A 20,302-nucleotide genomic window follows, 5' to 3' on the forward strand; every position below is an offset into this window, starting at 1 on the left:
TCCGAAGAATACCGGGCCCAAGAGTGTGGGCGAAGCCTACCCGATCATCGATCATACTTTCGACGTGGTCGTGGTGGGCGCAGGCGGATCGGGCCTGCGCGCCACGATGGGCGCGGCCGAAGCGGGCTTCAAGACCGCGAACATCTCCAAGGTCTTCCCCACGCGATCGCACACCGTGGCGGCACAGGGCGGCATCGCCGCATCGCTGGGCAACAACACACCAGACCACTGGACCTGGCACATGTACGACACCGTCAAGGGGTCGGACTGGCTGGGCGATCAGGACGCGATCGAATATCTCGCACGCGAAGCCCCGCAGGCGGTTTACGAGCTGGAGCATGCAGGAGTGCCCTTCAGCCGCAACAAGGACGGCACGATCTACCAGCGTCCGTTCGGCGGGCACATGCAGAACATGGGCGAAGGCCCGCCGGTGCAGCGCACCTGCGCTGCCGCCGACCGCACGGGGCATGCGATGCTCCACGCGCTCTACCAGCAGAGCCTGAAGTACGACGCCGACTTCTTCATTGAATATTTCGCGATCGACCTGATCATGGCGGGTGAGGGCGCGGATCGTCGCTGCGTCGGCGTGATCGCAATGTGCCTCGACGATGGCAGCATCCATCGCTTCAAGGCGCAGGCGGTGGTGCTCGCGACCGGCGGTTATGGCCGCTGCTATTACACCGCGACCTCCGCACACACCTGCACTGGCGATGGCGGCGGCATGGTGCTGCGCGCAGGCCTGCCCTTGCAGGACATGGAGTTCGTCCAGTTCCACCCGACCGGCATCTACGGCGCGGGCGTGCTGATTACTGAAGGCGCGCGCGGCGAGGGCGGCTATCTCACCAATTCCGAGGGCGAGCGCTTCATGGAACGCTATGCTCCGTCTGCGAAGGATCTCGCCAGCCGCGATGTCGTCTCCCGCTCGATGGCGCTCGAAATGCGCGAAGGGCGCGGCGTGGGTGCGGATAAGGACCACATCTACCTGCACCTCGACCATATCGATCCCAAGGTGCTGGCAGAGCGGCTTCCGGGCATCACCGAAAGCGGCAAGATCTTTGCCGGCGTGGACCTGACGCGCGAACCGCTGCCCGTGACGCCGACCGTGCATTACAACATGGGCGGCATCCCGTGTAATTATCACGGCCAGGTCGTGACCCACGGGCCGGACGGCAATCCCGATCATGTCGTGCCCGGCCTCTATGCCGTGGGCGAGGCAGCGTGTGTGTCGGTCCATGGCGCGAACCGCCTTGGCTCTAACTCGCTGATCGACCTCGTCGTGTTCGGTCGTGCGACGGGCCATCACCTGCGCGACAATTTGAAGCCCCATGCGAAGCAGGACGCGCTGCCTGCCGACAGCGCTGACCTCGCACTAACCCGGCTCGACCACTTCCGCCACGCGCGGGGCGGCTCGCCGACCGCGCGCATTCGCGAGGACATGCAGAAGACCATGCAGAAGCATGCCGCCGTGTTCCGGGACACCGAGACGCTGGCGGCGGGCAAGAAGCACCTTGCCGAAGTAAACACATCGATGGCCGATATCCACGTGTCGGACCGCTCGCTCATCTGGAACAGCGACCTGATCGAGACGCTGGAGCTCGACAACCTGATGGCGCAGGCGAGCGTGACCATGGCTTCGGCAGAGAACCGCAAGGAAAGCCGCGGCGCCCACGCGCACGAGGATTTCCCCGAGCGTGACGACAAGAACTGGATGAAGCACACGATCACGTGGTTCGATGGTTGGGGCGGCGGCGCCAAGGGATCGGGCAAGGGCGACATGAAGATCGACTACCGCCCGGTGCACGAATACACGCTGACCGACGATGTCGAGTACATCAAGCCGAAGAAGCGGGTGTATTAAGGAGGTCGCCGGGCCGTGGAGACCTACCTGCTCCTGAAAACGGTCCATATCATTTCCTCGACTATCCTGTTTGGCACAGGGATCGGGATTGCGTTCTTCTTCCTGATGGGCACGCGCAGCGGCGATCCTGCAGCGGCGTATTTCGCCGCGCGGACCACGGCGGTGGCGGACATGATCTTCACGCTCACGGCGGGGCTGGTGCAACCGATCAGCGGGTTTGCGCTGGTCCTTATGACCGGGGTGGACCCGTTCGCCCCGTGGCTGCTTGCGACCTATGCGATCTATCTGGTCGCGCTGGCGTGCTGGCTGCCGGTCGTGCGGCTGCAATTGCAGATCCGTGATGCGTATCGGGCCAGGCTGGACGGTGCGGCAATTGACGAGGGGCTGCTGGCGCGGCGTATTCGAACTTGGTTTGTGCTCGGCTGGCCCGCATTCGTCGGCTTGGCCCTGGTCTTCTGGCTGATGGTAGCCAAGCCCTCATGAGTTTCCGCGTCGCGATCCTTGGCGGTTACGGCAATTTCGGCGGCTATGTCGCGCGGGCGCTCGCGCCGAACCCGGATATCGAGCTGGTCATCTGTGGGCGGGACGAGGGCAAGGCAAATGCGTTTGCGGCGGAACTCGATGCCGCGAACCCGGCGCGCGGAGCCGTGGTCGATATTCGTGAGCCCGAGGCGGCGTTGCGCGCGATCGCGCCCGACCTCGTGATCCATACGGTCGGCCCCTTCCAGCAGCAGGACTACCGGGTCGCGCAAGCGGCGATTCGCTGCGGCGCGCATTATTGCGATCTTGCCGACGCGCGCGCCTTCGTGTGCGGGATCGGCACCCTCGATGCATCGGCGAGGCTAGCCGATGTCGCAGTGATCGCGGGCGCCAGTTCGGTACCGTGCCTGACCGCCGCCTACCTCGACCAAGCGTCCAAGGCGATGACGGTCGAGCACGTTGACTACGGCATCAGCGCGGCGCAGCAGACCAATCGCGGGCTCGGTACGGCGAGCGCCATCCTGTCCTACGTCGGCAGGCCCTTCACCATGCTGCGCGATGGTGCGATGCGGCGTGTATGGGGCTGGCAGGGCCTCCATTCGCGGACTTATCCCGAACTCGGGCGGCGCTGGTTTGGCTATTGCGACATTCCCGACCTCGATCTGTTTCCGCAGCGCTATCCCGACCTCAAGTCGATGCGTTTTTGTGCAGGGCACGAGATTGCTTCGCTCCACTGGGGAACTTGGCTGCTGAGCTGGGGGGTGCGAGCGGGCGTATTGCCGCGGCTCGATCGCTGGGCAGGCGCATTACTGCGCGCGAGCTTCCTGTTCGGCCCGCTCGGTAGCGACCGCAGCGGCTTTCACATGTTCATTCGCGGGCGGGGCGCAGACGGGCAGCCGGTCGAACGGCGGCACTGGATCATCGCCCGGAAGGGGCATGGGCCGAACATCCCCTGCATGCCCGCGATCCTGTTCGCGCGTAAACTTGCCGCGGGTGATGCCATTGCACCGGGAGCACGCCCCTGCCTCGACCTGATTGCACTCGACGAGTATCTTGCTGCTCTCGACGGGCTGGACATCACGGCGATCGACGAATGAGCATCACGACACAGACCGACTTCGCGAAATTCGCGCCTTACTCCTACCGCGATGACCCTGCCGTGCCCGATTTCGACGAGAGCCGGCCGGTATTCGTGTTCGATCACCACTGCGTTTTGTGCGGCACCGGGGTCGGCTTCATCATGCGGCATGACAAGCGTGGCATGATTGCCTTTACGTCCGCGCAGGAAGGGTTGGGCGAAGCACTCTGCCGCCATTACGGGGTCGACTGGGACGAGACCTATCTCTTCATCCGCAACGGGCGCCCCTTCATCAAGTTCGACGGCTATTTCGAAGTCGCGCGGGCGATGGGCGGGCTATGGAAGGCGCTTATCGTATTCCGGATCATCCCGAACTTCATCCTCGACCCGGTTTACAATCTCGTCGCCCGCAATCGCTACAAGTGGTTCGGAAAGACAGAGCAAGCCTGCCAGGTTCTGACCGAAGATCAGCGTGCGCGGTTGATCTGAATGCAGATGACGCCACGCCTGATCGCTGCCCTTGCCGGGATCGTCGCACTGGCGGCCTGCGCGACCGGCCCCGCCGCCCCGCCTCCGACGCTTGGCATTCCCGCCTTTTACACGCAGTACCGCGACGCGGACGGAATCCCGGTGGTGTCGTCGGCACGTGTCTCGCACGAAGCACTGGTCGCTGCCGAAGCTATGATCGAAGACATGCTCGCGTATCGCCCGGATCTCGCGGCGTGGCTAAAGCGCGAGGGGTATCGTGTCGCCATCATAGCGGAAACCGAAGCGCTGCTCGACCTGCCCGAGAATGCGCACTGGACCAGGCCCGCGCCCGACGACCCGCGCCTGACCCGGTGCGAGAAGAAGCATTACGAGGAGCGGGTCGGTTCGCTGACCGATCGCGCCTACTGGGATGCGCGCGCAAGGGGCATTGGCGGGCCGCGCACGGCCGGGTCGGAAGAGGATATCCTCGGCCTGCGGACTAGCCGCTATTACGGCGAAACGATCCTCGTCCATGAGTTCGCGCATAATATCCTGTTCGCGATCGAAGGTGCGGATCCGGCGCTCTACGCCGATGTCGAAGCGGCCTACGCGAATGCGCTCGCCAACGACCTTTGGCTTAACGAATATGCCGCGACGACCATGCACGAATATTGGGCGGAAGGGACGCAGTTCTGGTTCGAATCGAACCGGCTGACGGTGGTCGATGGAACGCGGATCCTCAATCGCGACGATCTGGAGGCCTACGACCCTGCGCTCCACGCCGTGCTGGCGCGTGCCTATGGCGATACGACGCGGCTGGCGGCCGACCCGTTCTGGCGCCACCCCGCGCGCGTGCCACCCGGGCCGATCCCGGAGAACACCGCCGAAGTCTGCTGAAGCCTAGGCTGCGGCAGGCTCGCCCATGAATGCCTCTGCCATCAGGGTCAGGCTGCGTTTGCGCTTCTCGTGATCGTAGATCGATCCAGCGACGATCAGCTCGTCAGCCTGTGTCCGCTCGACGAAGGCGTTCATCTGGTCGCGAACCTGCGACGGCGTTCCGATGGCTGTCGCGGAGAGCACCCCGTCGAGCATGGCCGAGGCCTGCGGGGGCAGGCTCTCGCGATAGCCCGCCACCGGCGGCGGAAGTTTGCCCGGCTTCCCGGTCCGTAGCCGCACGAAGCTCTGCTGCATCGAGGTCGCGAGCAATTGCGCTTCCTCTTCCGTGTCAGCTGCGAACACGTTGTACCCACAGATGGCATAGGGTTCGCTCAGGATGTCCGAGGGCTCGAACCGGTCGCGGTAGACTTGCAGCGCCTCGTCGAGCGCCTGTGGGGCGAAGTGGCTGGCAAAGGCGTAGGGCAGTCCCAGCATCGCGGCGACTTGCGCGCCGAACAGGCTGGAGCCGAGAATGTAGAGCGAAACATCTGCGCCCGCGCCGGGGGTCGCAACAATGCCGGTGCGCCCGTCATTTGCGAAATAGCTTTGCAGTTCCACCACGTCGCGCGGAAATACGTTGGGATCCGTGTTGAGGTTGCGGCGCAGCGCGGCGGCGACTCGCTGGTCGCTGCCCGGAGCGCGGCCCAGCCCCAGGTCGATGCGTCCGGGGAAAAGCGCGTCGAGAGTGCCGAATTGCTCTGCGATAACCAGCGGTGCGTGGTTGGGCAGCATGATGCCGCCCGCGCCCACGCGCATGCGGGTCGTCGCGGCGGCGACATGGCCGATCACGACGCTGGTCGCGGCGCTCGCAATGCCTTCCATCCCGTGATGCTCCGCGCACCAGTATCTCTCGAACCCCAGCGCTTCCACATGCCGCGCAATGTCGGCAGCATTGGCAAGGGCGTGTCGCACATCGCGGCCTTCGGCGACGTGAAGCAGATCGAGCAGGGAGAGTTTGGTCATGCCGGGTGAGATGGGGCGGGGGAGGGGCAATTCAAAGGTTGTCGGTACACGCATGGTGTGGCTCGACGAACTCCTTGAGGTGTTGGCTCCATTCATCCGTGCTTCATGTTTACATCCGTAGTCGGTATGGCTACAGTCGTAATCGACGAGTGCGGAGTCGAATACCGAGGGAGGGTGCGATGGCGAAGGCCGACAGCGAACGAAGCGAACGGATAAGCGAAGCCGAGCACGCGATCATGGAGGTGATCTGGGATCGCCATCCGGTCAGCGCCACCGAAGTGTGCGACGAGGTTTGCGAGGCGCGCGGCTGGTCCATGCCGACGGTAAAGACGCTCCTCTCTCGCTTGGTGACCAAGGGAGTTCTGGCGACCGAGCCGGACGGACGCAGGTTTCTCTACTCTCCCCGGGTCGAGCGTTCGGAATATGTCGGCACGGAATCGCGCCGCTTGGTCGATCGCCTGTTCGGGGGGCGCGCAGCATCGCTGTTCGCCCATCTCGCGGAGAGCGAGGCTTTGACCGACGAAGACCTCGGCGAGATCGAACGCCTGCTCAAGGAGATGCGCAAATGAGCATCGACCTGCAGAGCTTCGCTTTCGAGACCATTGCGTGGACCGGGGCGCTCATAGCGCTGGTGCTTGTCCTGCGGCGCCCGGTCTCCCGCCATTTCGGGGCACAGGCCGCCTATGCCCTGTGGGCATTGCCCTTCCTGCGCCTGCTGATGCCCCCGATCGTATTGCCTGCGGAGATTGCTCCGCCGGTTTCGCAGCTATCCACGGCGGCCGTTCCCGTTGCGCTCGGGCCATCGGCGGGTGTCGAGGTCGCCGGTGAGATCGCCCTGATGCAGCCGATGGTGACCAGCGCGCCAGCGATAGACTGGCTGCTTGTGGGGCTCGTTGTCTGGCTGGTTGGCACACTGACCTTCCTGACCGTGCGCTATCGCAATTATTTCGCGATGCGCCGCGATCTGCTGGCAGGGAGCAGCCAAGTCGGCACGCGCGGTCGGGTGCGCCTGATCGAAACACCGGCCACTGCATCGCCCGTCGCCTTCGGTGTGTTCGACAAGGTCGTCGCCTTGCCTGCCGGGTTCATGGCGCAGACCGACCCTATCCAGCGCGATCTGGCGCTGGAGCACGAGCTGGCACACCACCGCGCGCACGATCTGCTGGCCAATGCCCTCACGCAGCCGCTTTTCGCCATGCACTGGTTCAATCCGCTGGGCTGGGTTGGCTGGCGGGCGATGCGCCGCGACCAGGAAGCGGCCTGCGATGCCCGCGTGGTCGCACGATGCGATGCCCGGCTTCGCGCATCCTATGCCCACACAATCGCGTCATTCGTCACCGGCGCCAACGGCACTGCGCATTATGCGCTCGCCGCGCCGATGGCATGCCCGGTGCTGGGCGACAAATCGATCATCCATCGTCTGAGGAGCTTGACCATGTCCGATCATTCCCCCCGCCGCCGCCTGTTTGGCCGCGCACTGATCCTGTGTGCACTTGCAGCCCTGCCGCTGACCGCCACGATCTCGCACGCCGAGGCACAGACCGCCGAGCTGCCTCCTGCGCCGCCGTCGCCACCGCAGGCGCCTGCCGCACCTGGTGCATCCGCTGCGCCGGAAGCGCCGGATGTCGAAACCAACGTCTTCGTAATGCCCGAGGGCACTACGGTTGGGGAAGAAGGCGAACGGGTCGTCTGGGTTGAACGCAAGGTGGTGAAGGATGGCTCGGGCAAACCGGTCGAGCAGACCCGCTATACGGTCAATGGTCGCGAAGCCACGGCAGAAGAGCGCGCGGAGATCGAAGCCAAGGTCTTAAAACTTCGCAAAGTGGAATTCGATGCGGAGAAGCTGGGGGACGATTTACGCATCGTGGTCGACCTGGCGGGCGAAGAGAGTGAGTTTGCCGTAGAGATGAAGGCCCTGCGCGAACGCCTTGGCGAAAAAGGCGAGCTTGCCGAGGAGATGAAAGTCTTGCGCGAACGCCTTGGCGAAAATGGCGAATTTCACAAGGAAATGCGCGTAGCACTCGCCAAGGCGAATGCCGAAATGCCTGAGTTCAGGTTCGAGTGCGATGGCAGCGACCGGACCGTGCGTGAGACGACCAATGCCAATGGCAAGAAGGTCATGGTGATTTGCCGGACCGCCCAGCTCGCCAGTGCGCGCAGCGCGATTGCCAATGCCCGCCGTGCGGTTGAGCGCGAGAAGGGCCTGAGCGAGCGCGAGCGAGCCGAAGCACTTCGCTCGCTCGACCAGGCCATGCAGGAAATCGCACGCGCGAACTGATTAGCTGTAGCGTGCGAAAAAGGGCGGCGTACCTCATTCCCGGGTGCGCCGCCCTTGTTCTATCCTTGGGGTTATATGTCCGTGAGCGCCCTCAGCCGAAGCTGCCGCTGATGTCGAAGGTGAAGATCGTGCCATAGGTGCGATCTTCGGCCTCGCTGAAGGCGACCGGGCCGCCACGCCGATTGACGAAGACCGTCCGGCTGAAGACATCCCCCGCATTCAGCAGGTTGCCCACTGTCGCGCGCAGCTTAAGGCCAGCCACATCCTTGTGCTCCACGTATACGTAGCCATCGGCCCCATCCAGGGACCGCTGGCTAACCTGGTTGAGACGCACGCCCGGTTCGCTGTCGTAGGCATAGATGCCGCCGCCATAGGCCCAGTCGCTCGCAGGCACGTCATGCCGCAGGCTGGCGTCGAGCAGGCGCCGCTGCGAACCAGAAAAGGGGCGATAGATCCCGTCCAGCGGATCGTAGACACTGGTTTCGCGGATGAACGTGGTCAGGTCGATCTGCGCGCCGCGCCAGCCGATCGGATCGAGCTTGAAGGTACCACGCGCACGCAGGAAGTTGATGGTGGCCCTGTCCACGTTGCCGGGCGCTTCGTCGGTCGCGCCGATGGGAATCTGCGTAACCCGGTCGGATATGGCGCGATGAATGCCGGTAATCGTGAGCGAGCCCCACGGGCCGAGCGTCTTGGTAGCCTCCAGCTCGATATCCCAGCTCTGTTCGGGCACAAGGTCGGGATTGCCCGCCTGGTTGTTGCCCGATCCCAGATCGGTCGAGGCGACGAAATCGAAGAAGTTGAGCTGGCCGACCGCGCGCGAGACCTTGAGCCGCAGGTCGAGATCCGGTGTCGCCTTCCAAGCCGCCGAAACAAAGCCCTTGGGGCGCCAGAAACTGCGCATCTTGCCGCGCTGGCCGCTTTGCGAAAGCTCCGAATATTCCCCGCCGATGGAGGCTTGTAGCGAGAGATTGGCGGCCAGTTGGCGCCCCCAGGTAATCGCGGCCTCGGCGCGCTTTTCCTCCACCACGGTTTCGGGAGATGCGAAAGCTGGCACATGGCCGCCCGTTGTGGGATCGAGCCGCTGAACCTCGTTTGCGGTGGCAAGCGAATTGAGCGCGCCCTCCAGCGAAATCTGCCAGTCGTTCGCGCCAGCTTTCCAGGCGTATTCCGTGCGCAGGATACTCTCTGTCTCGTCGATATAGAGATCCTGCAGCGATCCGGTGTCGGGGCTTTGATCAGCGTATGTCGATCGCACGGTGTTCTGGAAATCGCTTGCCTCGAAGCGCCGCAACCCGATCAGCTTGAGCCTGCCGCTCCCCAGATCGAAGGCATAGTCGCCGCCGATCTCGTAATTATATTCGTCTTCCTTCTGCACCAGTTTGCGCGTGCCGAGATTGCCGTCGCGCAGCTCCAGATAGTCGAGCCGATAGAGCTGAAATGCGCCACTCAAGTTGCCGACGTCGCCACCGGCACCAGAGTACTTGATCGTACCGCTCAGCTTGGGGCGCTCTCGCTCGATAAACAGGTTTTCGTAGCGGGTTTCGACCAGATCGCCGTTGCCGTCATAGCGGAAGCCCGGCCCCTCGTTGCCCTGGTGGGCCGAGGTATTCTGGAGGCTGACCGTGTAGTCGACGCGGCCTGACGTTGCCGACCACGATATTTCGCCATTGGTCAGCAGCGGGTCCGTCCCGCTGGACCGGAATTGCGGCGACCATCGGAATTGGCCGCCACCACCGCCGCTTTCGTACACCACGTTGACGACCTGGCCGGAGAGCCCCGGGATATTGAGCGATGCCCCATCGAGCAGCTCGATCCGGACGACGTCTGCTGCGGGGATGCGGCCGAGAGCATCGGTGATGCTGACCGACTTGCCGGAAAAGCGCGTCCCATTGAGAAGCACGTTGGCGCCGCCCTGGCCAAGGCCGCGCGCATCGCTTTGTCCGGTAATGCCGAAGCCGGGAACCTGGCCAACCATATCGAGCGCGGTTTGCGGAGCAAAACGCTGGAAGAAAGCCGGCTGGTACACCTGCCCGTTCTCGATTGCGGCAACGGATGTCTCGGGGGCGGTAGATGTGGTGGCGGCGTCGTCCTGCGCTATCACGGGGGTGGTGAAGGCGGCCGAAGCCAGGCAGGCGGCGGTGAACCGGCGCGAAAACTGCATCCGTATGATCTCCCTCGTCCGGCGCGCTTCTTGGGGGGAATGGGGGCGCGCTCTGGAGAGGGGAGTAGCTTCGGCTCCTTGATTGTCGAGCAAACAGCGACAAGTGGCGCGACCCGTCGGTTGAATGCCCTGCAACAGATGGCTGAGGCTTAACGGCAGAGGCTCAAACGACCTCGGCGATCAACCCCATCGCCTTGGCCTCGCTGGCCGTGATGTACCAGTCGTGCGGGGCCTTCTCGCGCAGTTCCTGGATGCTGACGTTAGATCCTTCGGAGATGGCGCGATAATCCTCGTCTTCCTGCGCGATTTCGCGCTGGATTTCGCGCTGCGCATGTTCGAGCTGGCTGGCCACGCTGCGCAGCGAGCCGCCGGCCAGTTCGAGCGGCTGGGCACGCTTGTTCTCCGTCACCAGCACCTTGGTCGCCCGGGTAAGGTAGCGGTGGCTTACCGGGAAGGCGGCCATGAACAGCACGCCAGCGCCGTATACCGCCGTCTTGCCGAGGAAGATGATTTCGCGCCGCCCGCGATCGCGCAGCAGGCGAATGTCGTCGGCCATGCTGCGCGCGATTTCCGGGTCACCCTCCATCGTGGTCAGCGCGATCACGATCGGGCCTCCGGGCGTCTGCTCGGCCAGCATTTCGGTGAATTCGGCGTACATCTTCGCGTCGAGCGTGCCGTAGAGCCGGATGCCGGGGTTGGCGAGGGTTTGCGAGGCTGGCTGGGTTGCAGGATTGCGCGGATCGGCAGGGATGATCTCCACCGGGTGCGGGCGGCGCGGCTGCGCGGGCGCCGTTTGCTGGGATGCATCCTCGTTATTCGCGCCGGTGGCGGGCATCGCCGCTGCGGCAGCCAGCGGAGCAGTGGCGGCGGTCGCAGCAGTCCAGCCGGCAGCGCCATCCTGATCGTCTTCAAAAACGGCTTCGTCACCCTGGCCGAGCGGGATGGCAGGTTTTTCTGCATCGCCATCATCCTCGTCGTCACCGTCGAAGAAGCGATCCTTGATAGCCATCGCCCCGGCAGCCGTGGCCGCTGCAGCGGCGCCCACCCCGGCAACTTTCAGGGCGGTCTCCTGCCAATTGTCGAGGTCGAACATGTTGTCGTCCTCTTCGTCGTCGCCATCGGCAGGTGCTGGTGCCTCGCTCGCAGGCTCGGGCGTCTCGGGCAAGGCTGGTTCGGGAGAGGCTTTTGCCGGAGAAGATTCGTCGGCGGCATCTTCTGCAACCGCCTCTCCGCCATCCGACTCATCGTCCCACGCGACTGCGGCAGAGGCGGTAACGGGCTCTTCGATAGCGGGGCTGCCCGATGCGCTCGCGGGCTCGAAAGCGGGCTCTGCGGGCTCGTCTGCAGGGTCGGCCGAGGCAGGCTGGTAGTCGTAGTCTTCGCGCTGGAGGGGCGTGGCCGAAGCAGGCTCGGGAAAACGTTCGTCCCTGTCGTCCGCATTGCGCGCCGGTGCACGCGCCGACTCGAGCCCGGCTAGCGGATCGGCCCCATCGGCGCTGCGATAAACGGCAGGTTGCGGCAGGTCGTCATTGCGCGAGGCCTTGTTGCGGGCGGTGGCACGCGATGCCATCTCGGGCTTCGATTGATCGGCCTGCGCGCGTGCACCCTGGTAAACTGCGGGACCTTCGCCCTGTCCGTCCGCATCGTTCCCGCCGCCGAAGGTTTCGCCAAACAGCGCCATCACCATGCCCGGCAGGTCCCGGCGCTTCTGGCCGTCGCGAACGATCGCCTGCAATCGCTGGAACAGCGTGAAAAGGTTCCGGATGAAGTCCATCGCGTGTCCGGCTCAGCCCCCCAAAACGATAGCGCGCCTAAAACGAGTCGGGCGCGAAATAGCGGTCGCACACGGTATCGTTGCCGCTGTTCATGCCCAGCCGCAATGCTTCCATGCGTTGTGCGCTGGTACCGTGGGTGAAGCTTTCGGGCGAGACCCTACCTCCCATGCGTTCCGAAATGGCATCGTCTCCGATTGCGGCGGCAGCGCGCATGCCTTCCTCGAAATCACCGGGTTCGATGCGATTCTTGTTCTTGCCGGCCCACACGCCAGCGTAGCAATCGGCCTGCAGCTCCATGCGCACATTGAGTTCGTTTGCGCGGCGCTGGTCCTGCTGCTGCGCGCTGCGCACCTGCCCCGCCAGCCCGGTCAGGTTCTGGATATGGTGGCCGTATTCGTGCGCCACGACATAGAGCCGGGCGAAGTCGCCGTTCGCACCCAGTTCGCGCTGCATCAGGTCGTAAAAGCTGGTGTCGATATAGATGCCGCCATCGGCAGGGCAGTAGAACGGGCCGACCGCGGATGACGCGCTGCCGCATCCCTGCGTGTTCACGCCGCCGCTGAAAATGTGAAGAAAGGGCTGCTGGAATTCGATTCCCGCACGCTCGAATTCCGGCTGCCAGGTCTCGTTGAGCGATTGCAGGGCGTTGCACGCCTCGGTCGCGTATTCGTTCTGCGTGCAGACCTCCTGCTCGCTCATGGTGCCATTAGGATTTGCGGTCTGCCCAATATTCGTAGCCTGGTCGACGGTTTCGAACACGGCGATCGTCTGGCCCAGATCGGTGCCGAACAGCAGCGAGACGACACCTGCAAGGATCAGCGTGCCGCAGCCCAATTGCCCTGCACCACCGCCTGGGAAGCGGCTGCTGCTGCCGCGCACATCGATATTGTCGGTGTCGAATGGATTGAGCCGCATTGCGCTATTCCCCTTGTTCTTTCCCCTGCGCGCATGTGAAGGGACGCCCTGCAATGCACACACCTGCCAGCGGTACCTGCTCGCCTTCGCGCAAGTTGGCCCCACACGGCTTGGTTAATCCTCGAAAGGCTAGCGATGTTCCTTAAAGGTAAGAAGGCTCTTGTCACCGGTTCGACTTCGGGGATCGGCCTCGCCGTCGCCCGCGCGCTCCATGCGGAAGGGGCAGACATCGTCCTCAACGGCTTCGGTGATGAGGGCGAGATCGCAAAACTGCGCGAAGAACTGGGCGGCGCGGCTTATTTCAACAGCGACCTGACCGATGTTGCCGCGATCGAGGAAATGATGTCGGCGGCAGGAGGGATCGATATCCTGGTCAATAATGCAGGCATGCAGCACGTGAGCCCGGTCGATGAATTCCCTGTCGACAAGTGGGACAAGATCATCGCGCTCAACATGTCGGCAGCGTTCCACACGATCCGGCTGGCCGTACCGCACATGAAGGCGCGGGGCTGGGGTCGCATCATCAACACCGCAAGCGCGCATTCGCTGGTCGCATCGCCTTACAAGAGCGCCTATGTGGCCGCGAAGCACGGCATTGCGGGTCTTACCAAGACGGTCGCGCTGGAACTGGCGACCAGCGGGGTTACGGCCAACTGCATCAGTCCGGGCTATGTCTGGACGCCGTTGGTCGAAAACCAGATTCCCGACACCATGAAGGCGCGTAACATGAGCCGCGACGAGGTGATCGACCAGGTGCTGCTTGCCAAGCAGCCGACCAAGAAATTCGTCCAGCCGGAAGACATCGGCGAAATGGCGGTGTTCCTGTGTCGCGATTCGATGGCCAATGTGAATGGCGCGAACTGGAGCGTCGATGGCGGTTGGACCGCCGACTAGGGAAGCGGGACACGTGGGGGTGACAATGCGCAATATTCTGGCAGGCATGGCGGCATTGCTTGTGGGTGCGTGCGCAAGCGTGCCCTCAGCGCCACCGCCGCCGTCGCTCGACATGATCGAGGCGAGCCTATCACGCGATATCGAGGTGCTGGCCGACGATAGCTTCGGCGGTCGCTATCCCGGAGCCTATGGAGAGGAAAAAACGCGGTCCTGGCTGATCGGACGCTATGCCGAACTGGGCCTTCGTCCGGGGTTGGGGCAGGATGAGAGCGGTGCTGCTGACTGGACCCAGGACTTCACCCTTGTCCGCCGCAGTGCCAAGCCGGACTCCTCGTCGAGCGAGGCCTCTATCCGCAAGGGCAGCCGCACAGTCCGTTTTGCAGAAGGCGTAATCGGGTCGCATGCAGGTGTCGACAATCCGTCGCTTGCCGATGTCCCCATGGTTGGTGTCAATGCCGATCTGGCAGCGCTCAAGGCAGGGTCGCTGGTCAACCGCGCACTGGTGATCCCCGCTTCGGAATTGCTCAAGCGCGCATCCCAGCTGGAACAGGCCGATCCCAAGGCTGTGGTCATCACCACCGCCGACCGGGCGACGTTCGATCAGGTCGCCGGCTTCGTAGCTCGCGGCCGCTGGCGGCTTGAAAGCGAAACGAAAGCGCCCGCCATTTTCCTGCTCTCGCCCGAAAACAGTACCAGCCTGATGGAACTGATCGGCAAGAATGCGGAGCGGCAGCCCGACGGGCTGGGTGTCATCGCTTACGACACGCTTCTCCAAGGCAGCATCGCACAGGATGTCAGCCGCATCGAAACCGCGAATATCATCGGCATCCTGCCGGGGCAGGTGGAGGATGCAGGCGCGTTGATCGTCCTCGCGCACTGGGATCACCTAGGGGATGAATGCAGGTCGGCCGATGCGCCGGACAGGCTGTGCAACGGCGCGGTCGACAATGCGAGCGGACTGGCTGTGATGGTCGAGGCAGTGCGGTTGGCCGCGCGTGAAGGCCCGATGGATCGCGATCTGATCGTGCTGGCGACAAGCGCCGAAGAGCTGGGGCTGCTGGGCGCCGAAGCCTTCGTCGCCGATCCGCCAGTACCGCTTCCCACCATCGTCGCAGGCTTCAACATCGATACGGTCGCCATCGCGCCACGCGGGGCGCCGGTCGTCATCCTGGGGGCAGGGGAGACACCGCTCGACTACGGGATATCGGAGGTTGCACGCTCGCTTGGACGCGAGATTCTGCCATCGGAACTGCAGGCGCAATTTATCCGCAGGCAGGATGGCTGGGTTTTCCTGCGCGAAGGTGTGTCCACGGTAATGGTCGGGGGCACCCTGGCCGATGAAGAGGTTTTCCAAGCATTCCTGAATGGCCCCTATCATGGGCCGGAAGACGAGTTTTCGGCAGCGATGGAACTGGGAGGAGCGGCAGAAGATACTTTGCTCCACGCCGAACTCATCCGCTATTTCGGCAGCACGACGACCTATCCGGGCCTGGGCGACTGATTGTTTCCTCTTTCGCGTTGCAATTTGCAGCGCTCCGGCCTATCTCACCGCCATCCCGACATTGCTGGCACCAAGTTGGGCCGGGCCGAAAGGCACCGGCGCCAAGCTGCATGCTATGTCGATTGGACATGAAAACGGAGACTTATGGCGGATATCGCGCGACTGACACAGATCATCGAGCCCGAGGCAAAGGCCCTCGGCTTCGAACTCGTGCGCGTGAAAATGATGCCGTCCGAAGCCGGTGACGGCACGCAGGCGCTCCAGATCATGGCGGAAGACCCTGCGACGGGGCAGCTGGTGATCGAGCAGTGCGCCGCGCTGAGCCGTGCAGTCTCCGCCAGGATCGACGCGCTGGAAGAGCAGGGCGACGTGCTGATCGAAGGGGCCTACCACCTCGAAGTCAGCTCGCCCGGCATCGACCGCCCGCTGACCCGCGCGAAGGATTTTTCCGACTGGGCCGGGCACGAAGCGAAGATCAGCATGGCCAAGGGCTATGACGGCCAGCGCAATTATCGCGGCGAGCTCAAGGGCATTGCCAATGGTCCGGGGGGTGACACCGTCACCCTCACTGACCGCAAGGCGGGCGAGGTCTCTCTCCCGCGCGACCAGATCCACTCGGCGCAGCTCGTCCTGACGGATGCGTTGATTGCCGCGACCAGACCGCTCGACACGACAGGTGCCGACGAAGTACAAGAAGACCAACCAGAAAAGGCTGACGACTGATGGCCACTGCCATTTCCGCAAACCGCGCGGAGCTCCTCGCGATCGCAAACTCGGTCGCTTCGGAAAAGATGATCGACAAGTCGATCGTGATCGAAGCGATGGAAGAAGCGATCCAGAAATCCGCCCGTAACCGTTACGGCGCGGAGAACGACATTCGCGCGAAGCTGGATCCGAACACCGGCGACCTGCGCCTGTGGCGCGTGGTCGAGGTGGTCGAAGAGGTCGAGGACTACTTCAAGCAGGTGAACCTGGAACAGGCGCAGAAGCTGCAGGATGGCGCGTCGCTGGGCGACTTCATCGTCGACCCGCTGCCTCCGGTCGACCTTGGCCGTATCGATGCGCAGTCCGCGAAGCAGGTGATCTTTCAGAAGGTCCGCGATGCCGAGCGTGAGCGCCAGTACGAGGAATTCAAGGATCGTGCCGGCGAAATCATCACCGGCGTGATCAAGTCGGTCGAATTCGGCCACGTGATCGTGAACCTTGGCCGCGCCGAGGGCGTGATCCGCCGCGACCAGCAGATCCCGCGCGAAGCGGCCCGTGTGGGCGAACGCATTCGCGCGCTGATCAGCAAGGTCGAGCGTAACAACCGCGGCCAGCAGATCTTCCTGACCCGCGCGCACCCCGATTTCATGCGCAAGCTGTTTGCGCAGGAAGTGCCGGAAATCTACGACGGCATCATCGAGATCAAGGCCGCCGCCCGCGATCCGGGCAGCCGCGCCAAGATTGGCGTCATCAGCCATGACAGCTCCATCGACCCGGTCGGTGCCTGCGTCGGCATGAAGGGCAGCCGCGTGCAGGCCGTCGTGCAGGAACTGCAGGGCGAGAAGATCGACATCATCCCGTGGAGCGAGGACCAGGCGACCTTCATCGTCAACGCGCTCCAGCCCGCCACCGTCAGCCGCGTGGTGCTGGACGAGGACGAGAGCCGCATCGAAGTGGTCGTCCCCGACGACCAACTCTCGCTCGCGATCGGGCGTCGCGGCCAGAACGTGCGTCTTGCCAGCCAGCTGACGGGCAACCAGATCGACATTATGACCGAGGAAGAAGCCTCGGAAAAGCAGAGCAAGGAATTTGCCGCGCGCTCCAAGATGTTCGAGGAAGAGCTGGACGTCGACGAGACGCTTTCGCAGCTGCTCGTTGCCGAAGGTTTCGCCGAGCTGGAAGAAGTCGCCTACGTCCAGCTGGACGAACTGGCGATGATCGAAGGTTTCGACGAAGAACTGGCCGAAGAATTGCAGAGCCGTGCATCCGAAGCGCTCGAACGCCAGGAAGCTGCGCATCGCGAAACGCGCCGTGAACTCGGTGTGGAAGACGATCTGGCAGACCTGCCGATCCTGACCGAGGCAATGCTCGTCACGCTGGGCAAGGCCGGGATCAAGACCCGCGACGACCTGGCCGATCTTGCCACCGACGAGCTGATCGCCAAGAAACGCGAAGCCCCGCGCCGCCGGAACAACACCGACGGTCCGCCGATGCGCCGCGATCGCCCAATGCGAGAGCAGGACAAGGGCGGCGTGCTGGGTGAATACGGCTTGAGCGAAGAGCAGGGCAACGAAATCATCATGGCTGCCCGCGCGCATTGGTTCGAAGACGAGGAAGACAGCGCACCGGCAGCAGCCGAAGCGCCAGCCGAACAGGAGGCCGCCGATGCGGACTCCGAACAATGAGAGCCTGAGCCCGACAATCGAGCGCACGCGCCCCGGCGGGAAATCGCCGGAGCGCAAGTGCATCCTGACCGGACGCCATGGTGAGCGGGCCGCGCTGATCCGGCTCGCCATCTCGCCCGAAGGACACGTCCTGCCCGATCCGCGTGCGCGTGCACCGGGTCGCGGGGCATGGCTGGGCGTTTCTCGCGCCGAGCTGGAAAAGGCGATGGAGAAGGGCAGGCTCAAGGGCGCGCTCGCCCGCGCGTTCAAATCGTTCCCGCCCCAAGTCCCCGACGACCTGCCCGAACAGATCGATGGGGGCCTGCTGCGCACCCTGACCGACCGGCTGGGTCTCGAAATGCGCGGCGGAAACCTTATCTTGGGGTCGGAGCGTATTGCCGAGCATGCGCGCGGCGGGGTGCTCGCCGCACTCTATCATGCCAGCGATGCGAGCGAGGGCGGTTCTGGCAAGCTCGACCAGGCATGGCGCGTCGGAATGGATCGCGAAGGTTCGGGTGAGGGCGGAACGCGCTTGCCACTGGACCGCGCGGCGCTGTCTGTGGCATTGGGCCGCGACAATGTCGTCCATCTGGCGCTCTCCGACCACGCGGCGGCGGAGCGGGTCGATCAGGCCCTGCAGCGCCTGCTGCATTACCGGAATGCGTCTGAAGACGTGAGCGAAGGGGAGGAGGCCACCTAGACGGCGGTCTCTCTTTTTCGCGACGATGTGATTTGAAGGAAGAAACGAGTTTTATGAGCGACGACGAAAACAAGCCCCGGGAACGCAAGCCGCTTGGCCTCAAGCGCAGCGTGGAATCGGGCGAGGTCAAGCAGACCTTCAGCCACGGCCGCACCAACAAGGTGGCGGTCGAGGTGAAGCGTCGTCGCAAGATCCTTAAGCCCGGCGAAGCCGCTCCGCCGCCGCCTCCTCCTGCCGAAGAGGCCAAGGCTCCCGAGCCGGCACCGGCGCCCGCGCCCAAGCCCGCAACCAAGAAGCCTGCGGCCAAGAACGCTGCGCCTGCCGGGGAAACCCCGAAGGAACGTGTCGCGCGTCTGCAGCGCGAGGCCGAGGAAGAGCGCCTGCGGCTGGCAGAAGAAGCGCGCAAGCGTGACGATCAGCAGGCCAAGAAGGCGGCCGAGGACGAGAAGAAGCGCGCCGAGGAGAACGCCAAGGCTCGCGAAGAGGCTGAAAAGCGCGCCGCGGAAGAGGCGAAGGCCGCAGCCGAGGCTCCCGCTGCGGAGCCGGAAGGCGAGACGAGCGGAAGCGACGATGGCAAGGCTGCGCGCCCTGCCGCGCGCAAGTTCACGCCTGTCGCGCGGCCCGAACCCAAGAAGCCCGAGAAGAAAGCCAAGAAGGAAGAGAAGCCTGCACGCGGGGCCGAACGCCCCGACAAGCGTCGCTCTGGCAAGCTCACCGTTACCAAGGCGCTCAACGAGGACGAGGGCCGCCGTGCGCGCAGCCTCGCCGCGCTCAAGCGTGCGCGCGAGAAGGAACGTCGCCTGCAGGGTGGTGGGTCCTCCAAGCCGCGCGAGAAGCAGGTGCGCGATGTGATCGTGCCCGAGGCGATCACCGTGCAGGAACTTGCCAACCGCATGGCCGAAAAGGGCGCGGACCTGGTGAAGGAGCTGTTCAGCCTGGGCATGGCGGTCACCGTCAACCAGACGATCGACCAGGATACGGCAGAGCTGCTGGTCGAACAGTTCGGCCACAACATCCAGAAGGTTTCGGAAGCCGATATCGACCTCAAGAGCGAGGAAGATGTCGACCCGGAAGAAACGCTGCAGCCGCGCCCGGCGGTGGTCACCATCATGGGCCACGTCGATCACGGCAAGACCAGCCTGCTCGACGCGCTGCGAGGCACGAATGTGACCAAGGGCGAAGCCGGTGGCATCACCCAGCACATCGGCAGCTACCAGGTGGAAACCAAGGACGGCAGCAAGATCACCTTCCTCGATACGCCGGGCCACGCCGCCTTCACGGAAATGCGCGCACGCGGTGCCAATGTCACCGATATCGTGGTGCTGGTGGTTGCTGCCGACGACGGCATCATGCCGCAGACGATCGAGGCCATCAATCACACCAAGGCCGCGGGCGTGCCGATGATTGTCGCCATCAACAAGATGGACAAGCCGGAAGCGAACCCGGACAATGTCCGTACCCGCCTGCTCGAACATGAAGTCATCGTGGAATCGATGTCGGGTGATGTGCAGGATGTCGAAATCTCGGCCAAGGCCAAGACTGGTCTCGACGAACTGCTCGAGAAGATCGCGCTTCAGGCCTAACTGCTAGAACTCAAGGCGAACCCCGACCGCATGGCCGAGGCGACTGTCATCGAAGCACAGCTCGACAAGGGTCGCGGCCCCGTTGCCACCGTGCTCGTTACGCGCGGTACGCTGGAGCGTGGCAACACCTTCGTCGTCGGTACCGAAAGCGGCCGTGTCCGTGCGATCGTCGACGATCAGGGCAAGCAGATCAAGAAGGCCGGCCCGTCGATGCCGGTCGAGGTCCTCGGCCTCGGCGGTGTGCCCAGCGCAGGCGACGTTCTGACGGTTGTCGAAAACGAACAGCGTGCGCGCGAAGTCGCGGCCTATCGCCAGGAAAAGGCGACCGAAAAGCGCACCG

General features: G+C 64.0%; 16 protein-coding genes and 1 pseudogene. 13 read left to right on the forward strand and 4 right to left on the reverse strand.

Going from position 1 to position 20,302, the window contains the following annotated elements; translation table 11 throughout:
- The first annotated feature begins 25 nt into the window (after nucleotides 1–25).
- From sdhA to ACEQXE_RS12910, 5 genes are read left to right on the forward strand one after another with little or no spacing between them, the layout of a single operon-like run.
- The gene (gene sdhA, locus ACEQXE_RS12890) at nucleotides 26–1,858 is read left to right on the forward strand and encodes a succinate dehydrogenase flavoprotein subunit (protein ID WP_370179915.1); all 1,833 of its coding nucleotides are present in this window, start codon (nucleotides 26–28) and stop codon (nucleotides 1,856–1,858) included.
- 15 nt (nucleotides 1,859–1,873) lie between these two features.
- Nucleotides 1,874–2,341 carry a DUF2269 family protein gene (locus ACEQXE_RS12895; RefSeq protein WP_370179888.1) on the forward strand — a complete coding sequence of 156 codons (468 nt, stop codon included), beginning with the start codon at nucleotides 1,874–1,876 and terminating at the stop codon, nucleotides 2,339–2,341.
- Nucleotides 2,338–3,435 carry a saccharopine dehydrogenase NADP-binding domain-containing protein gene (locus ACEQXE_RS12900; RefSeq protein WP_370179889.1) on the forward strand — a complete coding sequence of 366 codons (1,098 nt, stop codon included), beginning with the start codon at nucleotides 2,338–2,340 and terminating at the stop codon, nucleotides 3,433–3,435. Before ACEQXE_RS12895 ends, ACEQXE_RS12900 begins: the two co-directional genes overlap by 4 nt.
- Nucleotides 3,432–3,905 (forward strand): thiol-disulfide oxidoreductase DCC family protein, encoded by a 474-nt coding sequence (locus tag ACEQXE_RS12905; protein WP_370179891.1) that lies wholly within the window; start codon nucleotides 3,432–3,434, stop codon nucleotides 3,903–3,905. The genes ACEQXE_RS12900 and ACEQXE_RS12905 overlap by 4 nt, the downstream gene beginning before the upstream one ends.
- Complete coding sequence (locus ACEQXE_RS12910; RefSeq protein ID WP_370179892.1) at nucleotides 3,906–4,781, forward strand: glycoside hydrolase; 876 nt, start codon at nucleotides 3,906–3,908, stop codon at nucleotides 4,779–4,781. It abuts the gene before it with no gap.
- A gap of 3 nt (nucleotides 4,782–4,784) precedes the next feature.
- Here the strand turns inward: ACEQXE_RS12910 and ACEQXE_RS12915 are convergent, their stop codons facing one another.
- Entirely contained in the window at nucleotides 4,785–5,783 is a 999-nt protein-coding gene (locus tag ACEQXE_RS12915) for an LLM class flavin-dependent oxidoreductase (RefSeq protein ID WP_370179893.1), read from the reverse strand.
- Between the two features lie 179 nt (nucleotides 5,784–5,962).
- Here ACEQXE_RS12915 and ACEQXE_RS12920 point away from each other — a divergent pair, with 179 nt between their 5' ends.
- Both ACEQXE_RS12920 and ACEQXE_RS12925 read left to right on the forward strand, forming a co-directional pair.
- Nucleotides 5,963–6,352, forward strand: coding sequence for a BlaI/MecI/CopY family transcriptional regulator (locus ACEQXE_RS12920; RefSeq protein WP_370179894.1), 390 nt, complete (start codon nucleotides 5,963–5,965; stop codon nucleotides 6,350–6,352).
- Complete coding sequence (locus ACEQXE_RS12925; RefSeq protein WP_370179895.1) at nucleotides 6,349–8,061, forward strand: M56 family metallopeptidase; 1,713 nt, start codon at nucleotides 6,349–6,351, stop codon at nucleotides 8,059–8,061. The genes ACEQXE_RS12920 and ACEQXE_RS12925 overlap by 4 nt, the downstream gene beginning before the upstream one ends.
- A gap of 91 nt (nucleotides 8,062–8,152) precedes the next feature.
- Here ACEQXE_RS12925 and ACEQXE_RS12930 read toward each other — a convergent pair whose 3' ends face one another.
- The 3 genes from ACEQXE_RS12930 to ACEQXE_RS12940 all read right to left on the reverse strand — a co-directional run bounded on the left by ACEQXE_RS12930 (nucleotide 8,153) and on the right by ACEQXE_RS12940 (nucleotide 12,915).
- Nucleotides 8,153–10,225, reverse strand: a complete 2,073-nt coding sequence (locus tag ACEQXE_RS12930) for a TonB-dependent receptor plug domain-containing protein (protein ID WP_370179897.1) — start codon at nucleotides 10,223–10,225, stop codon at nucleotides 8,153–8,155.
- Nucleotides 10,226–10,388: 163 nt separating this feature from the next.
- Nucleotides 10,389–11,999 carry an ATP-dependent Clp protease proteolytic subunit gene (locus tag ACEQXE_RS12935; RefSeq protein ID WP_370179898.1) on the reverse strand — a complete coding sequence of 537 codons (1,611 nt, stop codon included), beginning with the start codon at nucleotides 11,997–11,999 and terminating at the stop codon, nucleotides 10,389–10,391.
- 37 nt (nucleotides 12,000–12,036) lie between these two features.
- Nucleotides 12,037–12,915, reverse strand: coding sequence for a neutral zinc metallopeptidase (locus ACEQXE_RS12940; RefSeq protein WP_370179900.1), 879 nt, complete (start codon nucleotides 12,913–12,915; stop codon nucleotides 12,037–12,039).
- A gap of 135 nt (nucleotides 12,916–13,050) precedes the next feature.
- On the opposite strand from ACEQXE_RS12940, the gene ACEQXE_RS12945 reads away from it, so the two are divergent.
- The 6 genes and pseudogenes from ACEQXE_RS12945 to infB form a co-directional block, all read left to right on the forward strand.
- Complete coding sequence (locus tag ACEQXE_RS12945; RefSeq protein WP_370179901.1) at nucleotides 13,051–13,809, forward strand: 3-hydroxybutyrate dehydrogenase; 759 nt, start codon at nucleotides 13,051–13,053, stop codon at nucleotides 13,807–13,809.
- A gap of 25 nt (nucleotides 13,810–13,834) precedes the next feature.
- Nucleotides 13,835–15,310, forward strand: coding sequence for a M28 family peptidase (locus tag ACEQXE_RS12950; RefSeq protein ID WP_370179903.1), 1,476 nt, complete (start codon nucleotides 13,835–13,837; stop codon nucleotides 15,308–15,310).
- 144 nt (nucleotides 15,311–15,454) lie between these two features.
- Nucleotides 15,455–16,033, forward strand: a complete 579-nt coding sequence (gene rimP, locus ACEQXE_RS12955) for a ribosome maturation protein RimP (protein WP_370179904.1) — start codon at nucleotides 15,455–15,457, stop codon at nucleotides 16,031–16,033.
- Complete coding sequence (gene nusA / locus ACEQXE_RS12960; RefSeq protein ID WP_370179906.1) at nucleotides 16,033–17,700, forward strand: transcription termination factor NusA; 1,668 nt, start codon at nucleotides 16,033–16,035, stop codon at nucleotides 17,698–17,700. Before rimP ends, nusA begins: the two co-directional genes overlap by 1 nt.
- Complete coding sequence (locus ACEQXE_RS12965) at nucleotides 17,681–18,379, forward strand: DUF448 domain-containing protein (RefSeq protein WP_370179908.1); 699 nt, start codon at nucleotides 17,681–17,683, stop codon at nucleotides 18,377–18,379. Before nusA ends, ACEQXE_RS12965 begins: the two co-directional genes overlap by 20 nt.
- 53 nt (nucleotides 18,380–18,432) lie before the next feature.
- Nucleotides 18,433–20,302 (forward strand): annotated as a pseudogene (gene infB, locus ACEQXE_RS12970) (translation initiation factor IF-2); the annotation flags it as partial.

Origin of the sequence: Alteriqipengyuania sp., assembly GCF_964222115.1 — a bacterium.
GTDB lineage: Bacteria > Pseudomonadota > Alphaproteobacteria > Sphingomonadales > Sphingomonadaceae > Alteriqipengyuania.

Coding starts and splice junctions, on each gene's coding strand:
- ACEQXE_RS12940 (WP_370179900.1), bottom strand. CDS start 12,915: ATGCGGCTCAATCCATTCGACACCGACAATATCGATGTGCGCGGCAGC.
- ACEQXE_RS12905 (WP_370179891.1), top strand. CDS start 3,432: ATGAGCATCACGACACAGACCGACTTCGCGAAATTCGCGCCTTACTCC.
- ACEQXE_RS12950 (WP_370179903.1), top strand. CDS start 13,835: ATGCGCAATATTCTGGCAGGCATGGCGGCATTGCTTGTGGGTGCGTGC.
- ACEQXE_RS12920 (WP_370179894.1), top strand. CDS start 5,963: ATGGCGAAGGCCGACAGCGAACGAAGCGAACGGATAAGCGAAGCCGAG.
- ACEQXE_RS12930 (WP_370179897.1), bottom strand. CDS start 10,225: ATGCAGTTTTCGCGCCGGTTCACCGCCGCCTGCCTGGCTTCGGCCGCC.
- ACEQXE_RS12965 (WP_370179908.1), top strand. CDS start 17,681: ATGCGGACTCCGAACAATGAGAGCCTGAGCCCGACAATCGAGCGCACG.
- ACEQXE_RS12915 (WP_370179893.1), bottom strand. CDS start 5,783: ATGACCAAACTCTCCCTGCTCGATCTGCTTCACGTCGCCGAAGGCCGC.
- rimP (WP_370179904.1), top strand. CDS start 15,455: ATGGCGGATATCGCGCGACTGACACAGATCATCGAGCCCGAGGCAAAG.
- ACEQXE_RS12935 (WP_370179898.1), bottom strand. CDS start 11,999: ATGGACTTCATCCGGAACCTTTTCACGCTGTTCCAGCGATTGCAGGCG.
- ACEQXE_RS12925 (WP_370179895.1), top strand. CDS start 6,349: ATGAGCATCGACCTGCAGAGCTTCGCTTTCGAGACCATTGCGTGGACC.
- ACEQXE_RS12945 (WP_370179901.1), top strand. CDS start 13,051: ATGTTCCTTAAAGGTAAGAAGGCTCTTGTCACCGGTTCGACTTCGGGG.
- ACEQXE_RS12910 (WP_370179892.1), top strand. CDS start 3,906: ATGCAGATGACGCCACGCCTGATCGCTGCCCTTGCCGGGATCGTCGCA.
- nusA (WP_370179906.1), top strand. CDS start 16,033: ATGGCCACTGCCATTTCCGCAAACCGCGCGGAGCTCCTCGCGATCGCA.
- ACEQXE_RS12900 (WP_370179889.1), top strand. CDS start 2,338: ATGAGTTTCCGCGTCGCGATCCTTGGCGGTTACGGCAATTTCGGCGGC.